Below are 7501 nucleotides of genomic sequence, written 5' to 3'. Positions count from 1 at the left end.
CGGATAAATAGGGTTTGAGACTGGGACTATCTCTCAGTAATTTCTTGATTTGTTTCCGAAAGGTTCTAATTTCCCCTTTCCATGCTGCTTGATTATAATCTCGTTGGGATTGCCAGTAAGTTAACTTCAGTAAATGTTCTAAAAGTCGAGTTAATAAACTTTCTAATGCTCGTCGTTCACTTTTTCCCAAATCCGCTAACTCCTCTAATAAATTCTGCCAATCTACCGATTGAAAATCGCCTTGACGCAATTGGTTGATAGTGGACTCTAACCAAAGTTGATAATCGCTATTGTAGAGATTTGGGATGGTAATATTCATGATTTTTTACTCCTTAATTTCACTGTTCAGAATTATTGCTGATAGCTTCCCAATTAGGCAGCCAATTTTCATCGAGAATCTCCTCTAGATTAGCTAACACTTCCAGAGGGAAAATACTAGCATCTAATTGGGTTTCGTCAATAAGCAGATTGCGAGCATCGAGATAACATTCCTGCAAAATTTCCCTTAAATAGGACTTTAAACTGGGACTATCTTTGAGAATTTTTTTGATCTGAATCCGAAAATTGCGAATTTCTTTTTTCCATCCAGCTTGATTATAATCTCGTTGGGATTGCCAGTAAGTTAACTTCAGTAAATGTTCTAAAAGTCGAGTTAATAAACTTTCTAATGCTCGTCGTTCACTTTTTCCCAAATCGGCTAACTCCTCTAATAAATTCGGCCAATCTACCGATTGAAAATCGCCTTGACGTAATTGGTTGATAGTATTTTCTAACCAAAGTTGATAATCGCTATCGTAGAGATTTGGGATGGTAATATTCATCATTTTAAGTAGCTGGTTATAATTAAATTAAAAATGGATTTTAGCTTCGATCCCCCCTGCCCCCCTTGATAAGGGGGGTGCCGATCCCCCCTTAATCCCCCCTTGATAAGGGGGGTGCCGATCCCCCCTTAATCCCCCCTTAATAAGGGGGGTGCCGATCCCCCCTTAATCCCCCCTTAATAAGGGGGGTGCCGATCCCCCCTTAATCCCCCCTTGATAAGGGGGGCATCGGATAATTTTTAACGCCTACCTACTTAAAAATGGGAAAAAATCAGGAGTTAAGCTGCCGGTGTCCAAAGTATAGGAGAAATTTGGGCTAATCAATTAGCTAGTTTTGCCGGTTTAGCTGAATTATCCTCAATCACATCTAACCGCGAAAAAAACTGCCAAAAAGAGTGATAATAAACCTAGCTACTCCCAGAGTAACAAGGAAAGCCCGATGGTGAAAACAGTAATAGGTGTCGATTTAGGTGGAACGGCTATTAAAATTGGTAAATTTGACCAAGAGGGCAATTGTATCGAATCTCTCACCTTGCCCACTCCCCAACCCGCTACACCCAAAGAAGTCGCCCTTACCATACATCAAGGCATTTGTCAAGTAAATTTGGATAAAAGTTGTCAAGCCATCGGTGTGGGAACGCCAGGGCCAGCGGATGCTCAGGGAAGAATTGCCAAAATAGCGATTAATTTGGCAGGATGGCGGGATATTCCCCTCGCCGATTGGTTAGAAGAAAGTACGGGAATGCCGACAATTTTAGCCAATGATGCCAATTGTGCCGGTTTAGGGGAAGCTTGGTTAGGAGCGGGCAAACGGTTTCAAAACCTAATCCTGTTGACCTTGGGGACGGGAGTAGGAGGGGCAATTATCCTCGATGGTCACTTATTTGTCGGCAGCAAGGGAACAGCCGCAGAATTAGGCTTAATAACCCTCAATTTTGACGGTCCATTGTGCAATAGCGGTAATCAGGGTTCCTTGGAACAGTACACCTCCCTGCAAGCTATTCGCCGGATGACTGGCAAAGAACCGAAGCAATTGGCGGAATTGGCCGAAAAAGGCGATCGAGAGGCTTTAGAATTCTGGCAGGGTTACGGTTGTTTACTGGGGGCTGGTATCGCCAGTTTACTCTATGTTCTCACCCCAGAGGCGGTAATTATCGGCGGCGGCATTAGCGCCAGTGCTAAGTTTTTCTTTCCCTCTCTGCTCGCAGAAATCGAAAGACGGGTTTTACCTAGTTCCAGAGAAGGATTAGAGGTATTAACGGCCGAGTTAGGTAATCGCGCTGGGATGGTGGGGGCTGCTAAATTAGCTTGGCAATTAGTGGGCGGTATCTGACTAAAATTGTCTGACTTAATCGTGAATAATTAAATGGCGATCGCCATCGATACTCACCCATCCCTGACGCTGAAATTCGCCTAACAAACGCGTCACCGTTACTCTCGTGGTAGCGATAGCATTGGCCAGATTTTGATGGGTTAAACGTATCTTTAAACGACTGCCTTGGGCGATTGGTTCTCCCATTTCCCGCTTTAATAACTGTAGTAACTGCTGGAGACGTTCCTCCACTCGTTTCAGTCCTGCGATCGCCAGTAGGGATTCTGTTTGTTGTTGACGACGGATCATTTGATTTAACATCATCCTAGTTAATTCCGCCGAATTTTCTACTTCGGCGATCGTGTACCATTTTAGGTACAGTTCCGACAAGGCTCTGGCGTGATAGGATTCTAGATGGGTCAAATTTAAGCCGAAAAACTGGGATGAATGAACCCAGCCTAGTAAAATTTCCTCTCCACTCTCAGATACTTGACTTAGTTGCGCCATACCCCGATAAACTTGCCAGACTCCATCAACCACCAGAGGAATATTTTCCCCGCGATCATAAAAATGGAGCCGACGACTCTCGCTATAGTCTTCTCGGAAGGGTGAGACGCTGGGATTATAGGTCAGCAACATGATCAAAGTTCTCCTGGGTGAGGGGATAGCAATTTTAACCCCACTTTACTGTATCAAGGTAAACATTAGGTAATCCCCAGATTAACAGTGATCAGTTATCAGTGATCAGTTATCAGTGGGTAAGTCATCAGTTTTCAGATGTGAGTTATCAGTTCACTGATTACTGATTACTGTTCACTGAAATAACTTCCCCATTTCCTTCTCCCGCAGCTGAAAAACCTACAGATCATTAATTTAAAGCATCTTTAAGAGCCGTGCGAGCGGCCAAATGATTGCGGGTCGAGGTGAGAATTTCCGATTCTCGTTGGAGACGACTGACTGTATCGAGCATTTCTAATAAAGCTTGTTGTTCCCCGGCCACACCGTAGAGATTACCCGCCACCCAGTAGGATAATTCTAGGGGAAGACTAGGCAAATCGTCGGGGAGTTCAATTTTTTGAGCGGTTAATTTGGCTGATAGATGAACCACATCCCGCAGCAGTCGATCCACTTCTTTGGCCAGAGGTCGCAGATCTTGGGTGGTGGGGACATCTTCAATCCACTCCACTAAACCGACGCGATAGGGTTTTTCCCGGACGTATTCTAGGACACGGAAGCGCTGTTGACCGATGGTGAGAATTTTTAAGCGATCATCTGGAAGACGTTGACAACGGACAACTTCCGCACAACTGCCCACTTTAGCGATTTCTCCGGTGGCAGGATCTACCATTAAGACCCCAAAACGGCGATCTTCTTCCAATATCGTATTCATCATAATCCGATAGCGAAACTCGAAGATGTGCAGGGGCAGGGGACGACCCGGGAATAAAACAACTTCGGGTAGGGGAAAGAGAGGTAATTCTCTAACGGCAATGGAAGAAGTGGCCATAGGTTTAGTAAAAAAAAACCGATCTTCTCTTATTTTTACACAATCCCCCCTGAACCGCTAGGCAAGGTCAATAGCCGGGAGTCAGTCGTCTGTCGTCGGTCGTCAGCTTTTTCTCCCTGCTCCCCTGCTCCCCCATCTTCCCACTTCATATAGTCATTTCAATTAAGATTGAGAATATCAATCCCAGAGTTCATAAGGCTTTTGTCGGTTTAGACTGTATCAGACTTATCTGAAATGACTATAATTCATAATTCATAATTTATAATTCCCTCACCGCTCGATCTGCGATCGCTAAATGAGAAAATTGCTGATTTTGTCATCTAGATTGCATTCCGAGCGGAAACCTTTGGGTAATCTATGAGTAGAGATACTCAAACCTCATCTTCATTGGTTCTTCTCTGAGAGGGACTGTTTTTTCTCTCATAAACTTTACAATATTTAATAATTGTTGTAATATTGGTTAAATAACCAATGTTCTTACTACTTGCCATTTATGCCCAAAAACTCTATATCTAGCCAAAAAAAGGACTATAGAGGCAATTAAATAGTCAATGAGGTTTCTCTCTATAGTTGAGTAACCACTCACTTATCTCTTTACAAAACGAGAAAAAACTCTGATAGCATCTCCTTTATTGCCCTGGGGAAGCAATCTGAAAAACGCCATCAATCCCTGAATATCAACCCTCAACCGACGCGCACTCATGAAAACCTCGAAAAACCTTACCGATCCAGTTCGCGCCTATCTCAGAGAAATTGGCCGAGTTCCCCTTCTCACCCATGAAGAAGAAATTCTCTACGCGAAACAGGTACAAAGATTAATTTTTCTGGAAAAAATCAAAGAATCCCTAAAGGCGAAACTCGGCAGCGACCCCAGCGATCGCCAGTGGTCAGAAGCGGCGGAAATTAGTGAAGAACAACTACGTCGAGAATTGGGGGCAGGGGATTTCGCCAAACGCAAGATGGTAGAAGCGAACCTGCGTCTAGTGGTTTCCGTCGCTAAAAAATACCTAAAACGCAATCTAGATTTATTGGATCTCATCCAAGAGGGAACCATTGGGATGCAAAGAGGTGTGGAAAAATTCGATCCCACCAAAGGCTATCGCTTTTCCACCTATGCTTATTGGTGGATTCGCCAAGCCATCACCCGTGCGATCGCAGAAAAAAGTCGCACCATCCGTCTGCCCATCCACATTACCGAAAAACTGAATAAAATCAAAAAGGCCCAGCGTCAACTAGCTCAAGATAAAGGTCGCGCTGCCACCATTGCCGAATTAGCCGAGGAATTAGACCTAACTCCCAAACAGGTGCGAGACTACTTGGAAAGGTCCCGTCAACCCCTTTCCCTTGACTTAAAGGTGGGGGACAATCAAGACACGGAATTAGGGGAACTCTTGGAAGATACGGGACTTTCCCCTGAAGATTACACTGCCTATTCTTCCCTGCAAGTGGATTTGGAAAAACTGATGGCAGACCTCACCCCTCAACAAAAAGAAGTGATTTGTCTGCGTTTTGGTTTAGATAATGGGCAGCCCCTCACCCTAGCAAAAATTGGCGTTCGACTCAATATCAGTCGTGAACGCGTCCGTCAGATCGAACGAGAAGCGATCGCCAAATTGAGAAAACGCCGAGCTAACATTAGAGAATATCTAGCTAGTTAGGGGCTGCTGAAAAAGTTTTTCGTGGGGGCAGGGTGTGGGGTGTGGGGTGTGGGGTGTGGGGAGAATAAATAAAATAATCTCCTATCTCCTGACTCCTGAATACTGCCTCCTGCCCCCTGCCGACCGCCCCCTGCCTTCGTTAAGGGTCAAATTGATCGTCTGGATCACAGCGAGAAAAATGACCCATTTCTAGATTAATCGGCGACTTTTCTCGGCTATTTCTCCACTTATTCAAGATATTTTTTCAAAAAGAGAGCTAATTTTTCTTTAGTGGCGACGGGAACAGAATCTAGACGGGTAAGAATAGCGTATTTAAGGGCAGAATGAGCGACGGAAACGGGAGGATTAGCTGCCAGACGGCGCACCGTTTCTTGGATGACTTTTTGGGCATTAGTAGCGTTATGGTGTAGATTTTCGATCACCATTTCTACCGTGACATGATCGTGATCGGGATGCCAACAATCATAATCGGTAACTAGGGCTAAGGTAGCGTAGGCGATTTCCGCTTCTCGGGCTAATTTTGCCTCGGTTAAATTGGTCATACCGATCACGGTTGCGCCCCAACTTCTATAGAGATTTGATTCCGCTTTAGTAGAAAAAGCTGGTCCCTCCATACAGAGATATGTACCACCCCGATGCAGGGTAACTTCCGGTAGGTTTAAACTAGCGACGGCATCCCCTAAAATTTCGGCTAATTGCGGACAAATGGGATCGCCAAAGGCAACGTGGGCAACAATTCCTTCCCCAAAAAAAGTCGCTATTCTCTCTTTAGTTCTGTCAATAAATTGATCGGGAATGACTAAATCTAGGGGTTTAACTTCGGCTTTGAGGGAACCAACGGCCGAAGCGGAAATAATATATTCAACCCCTAATTGTTTGAGAGCGTGAATATTAGCTCGAAAGGGTAATTCGGTCGGTAAAAAATGGTGACTTCTGCCATGACGCGCTAAAAATGCGACTTCTGTTCCCTCTAAAGTCCCGAGAATTAAAGCATCGGAAGGAGAACCAAAAGGAGTATCGAGGGATACTTCCCGCACATCCTTGAGGGCATCCATTTTATACAAACCACTGCCGCCAATGATGCCAATTTTTACCGTCGTCATAGTCTTGGAAAGAATTAGTTATCGTTGCCTTGATGTTACCACAATTGAGCGATCGAACTGTGATAATTTTTCCATCAAGCCTTACTTTTTCTTTTTCTTGCCTTTGAGAGAACCATTAATTAAACCATTAAAGCCATAAATTTCTTCAGTTCCCGCAATGGCAACTAACTCCACCTCTTTCGTGTCTCCCGGTTCAAATCGAACTGATGTACCCGCAGGAATATTCAGATGGGTTCCTTTGGTTAATTCGCGCTGAAACTCCAGGGCCTCGTTAACTTCATAAAAATGATAGTGGGAACCCACTTGAATCGGTCGATCGCCTGTATTAGCCACAGAAATACGCAGGGTGTCGCGACCGACATTAATCTCGATCGCTCCGGATGGTGTGATAATTTCTCCAGGAATCATAACTGCTAAAAATCTCCTGTTAATGAATGGGATTGTGAACGGTAACTAATTTAGTACCATCGGGAAAAGTCGCTTCGATCTGCACTTCCGTAATCATTTCCGGGATGCCTTCCATTACCTCCTCGCGAGTTAATAAAGTAGTACCGTAACTCATCAATTCAGCCACGCTACGACCTTCCCTAGCACCTTCGAGGATGGCGGCGCTAATATAGGCGATCGCTTCGGGATAATTTAACTTGATACCACGGTTTTTGCGTCTTTCGGCGAGCAGTGCCGCCGTGAAAATGAGTAATTTATCTTTTTCTTGGGGCGAAAGTTGCATAGATAGGCCTTTTTTCACACAGATGCTAGGGTTATTGTAGTTGTTGGCCGGATATTTGTAGCGATCGAGTTGTGAAATTTTATTTACTTAGCCAGCATTATTGATGAAGATTGGGGAAAATACTCAAAAGTCTTGCTAGGAAGGTCATTCAGTCCTCTGGCTAAAAAACGGTCGGCAATTGGTTCTGTTGTTTTATCTAATAAAAACCACAGAGGACACAGAATTAACCTTAAACTAATACAAGTATATCAGAGGCGGTAAGAGTGGGTTTAGAACTAAGAGTTGCAATTTGAATGGCTGCTATTGTACCTGTCCCGTCCCCATCAAAAAATAGGTCTCCAGTAATTGTATTATAAATTAAGCGATTGCT

At 44.2% G+C, this 7501-nt stretch carries 9 protein-coding genes; 2 read left to right on the top strand and 7 right to left on the bottom strand.

The features are described from left to right. Together PX484_RS05440 and PX484_RS05435 are read right to left on the bottom strand one after the other, a co-directional pair. Positions 1–319: DUF29 domain-containing protein (locus PX484_RS05440; RefSeq protein WP_288103090.1), on the bottom strand; the 319-nt coding region annotated here is incomplete at its 3' end. A gap of 19 nt (positions 320–338) precedes the next feature. Next, positions 339–824: a DUF29 domain-containing protein gene (locus PX484_RS05435; RefSeq protein ID WP_287766261.1), complete on the bottom strand. Its 486-nt coding sequence runs from the start codon at positions 822–824 to the stop codon at positions 339–341. Positions 825–1260: 436 nt separating this feature from the next. Between PX484_RS05435 and PX484_RS05430 the strand changes: the two genes are divergently transcribed. Next, positions 1261–2154: an ROK family protein gene (locus PX484_RS05430; RefSeq protein ID WP_287766264.1), complete on the top strand. Its 894-nt coding sequence runs from the start codon at positions 1261–1263 to the stop codon at positions 2152–2154. 15 nt (positions 2155–2169) lie between these two features. Here PX484_RS05430 and PX484_RS05425 read toward each other — a convergent pair whose 3' ends face one another. After that, positions 2170–2772 (bottom strand): Crp/Fnr family transcriptional regulator, encoded by a 603-nt coding sequence (locus tag PX484_RS05425; protein ID WP_002802746.1) that lies wholly within the window; start codon positions 2770–2772, stop codon positions 2170–2172. A 229-nt stretch (positions 2773–3001) separates the two neighbouring features. Continuing rightward, a complete protein-coding gene (locus PX484_RS05420) occupies positions 3002–3640 on the bottom strand; it encodes an LON peptidase substrate-binding domain-containing protein (RefSeq protein ID WP_002739408.1) in 639 nt (212 codons plus the stop codon). 701 nt (positions 3641–4341) lie between these two features. On the opposite strand from PX484_RS05420, the gene PX484_RS05415 reads away from it, so the two are divergent. Continuing rightward, positions 4342–5298 (top strand): RNA polymerase sigma factor, RpoD/SigA family, encoded by a 957-nt coding sequence (locus tag PX484_RS05415; RefSeq protein WP_002802747.1) that lies wholly within the window; start codon positions 4342–4344, stop codon positions 5296–5298. A 227-nt stretch (positions 5299–5525) separates the two neighbouring features. On the opposite strand, the gene PX484_RS05410 is transcribed toward PX484_RS05415, so the two are convergent. The 3 genes from PX484_RS05410 to ureA all read right to left on the bottom strand — a co-directional run bounded on the left by PX484_RS05410 (position 5526) and on the right by ureA (position 7131). Next, positions 5526–6401, bottom strand: coding sequence for an S-methyl-5'-thioadenosine phosphorylase (locus tag PX484_RS05410; protein ID WP_287766267.1), 876 nt, complete (start codon positions 6399–6401; stop codon positions 5526–5528). 81 nt (positions 6402–6482) lie between these two features. Then, positions 6483–6809, bottom strand: coding sequence for an urease subunit beta (ureB, locus tag PX484_RS05405; RefSeq protein ID WP_045356217.1), 327 nt, complete (start codon positions 6807–6809; stop codon positions 6483–6485). Positions 6810–6828: 19 nt separating this feature from the next. Continuing rightward, a complete protein-coding gene (gene ureA, locus PX484_RS05400; protein ID WP_002738360.1) occupies positions 6829–7131 on the bottom strand; it encodes an urease subunit gamma in 303 nt (100 codons plus the stop codon). Positions 7132–7501 lie beyond the last annotated feature (370 nt).

It is taken from the genome of Microcystis sp. M49636_WE2 (assembly GCF_030065375.1).
GTDB classification, from domain to species: domain Bacteria; phylum Cyanobacteriota; class Cyanobacteriia; order Cyanobacteriales; family Microcystaceae; genus Microcystis; species Microcystis aeruginosa_C.
Note: the sequence above shows the minus strand (reverse complement) of the source record. Positions and strands in the feature narration are given on the sequence as shown.

Bases quoted from the DNA above. Each gene is read 5' to 3' on its own strand.
- ureA (WP_002738360.1), bottom strand. From the start codon at position 7,131: ATGCAACTTTCGCCCCAAGAAAAAGATAAATTACTCATTTTCACGGCG.
- PX484_RS05435 (WP_287766261.1), bottom strand. From the start codon at position 824: ATGATGAATATTACCATCCCAAATCTCTACGATAGCGATTATCAACTT.
- PX484_RS05430 (WP_287766264.1), top strand. From the start codon at position 1,261: ATGGTGAAAACAGTAATAGGTGTCGATTTAGGTGGAACGGCTATTAAA.
- PX484_RS05415 (WP_002802747.1), top strand. From the start codon at position 4,342: ATGAAAACCTCGAAAAACCTTACCGATCCAGTTCGCGCCTATCTCAGA.
- PX484_RS05410 (WP_287766267.1), bottom strand. From the start codon at position 6,401: ATGACGACGGTAAAAATTGGCATCATTGGCGGCAGTGGTTTGTATAAA.
- ureB (WP_045356217.1), bottom strand. From the start codon at position 6,809: ATGATTCCTGGAGAAATTATCACACCATCCGGAGCGATCGAGATTAAT.
- PX484_RS05425 (WP_002802746.1), bottom strand. From the start codon at position 2,772: ATGTTGCTGACCTATAATCCCAGCGTCTCACCCTTCCGAGAAGACTAT.
- PX484_RS05420 (WP_002739408.1), bottom strand. From the start codon at position 3,640: ATGGCCACTTCTTCCATTGCCGTTAGAGAATTACCTCTCTTTCCCCTA.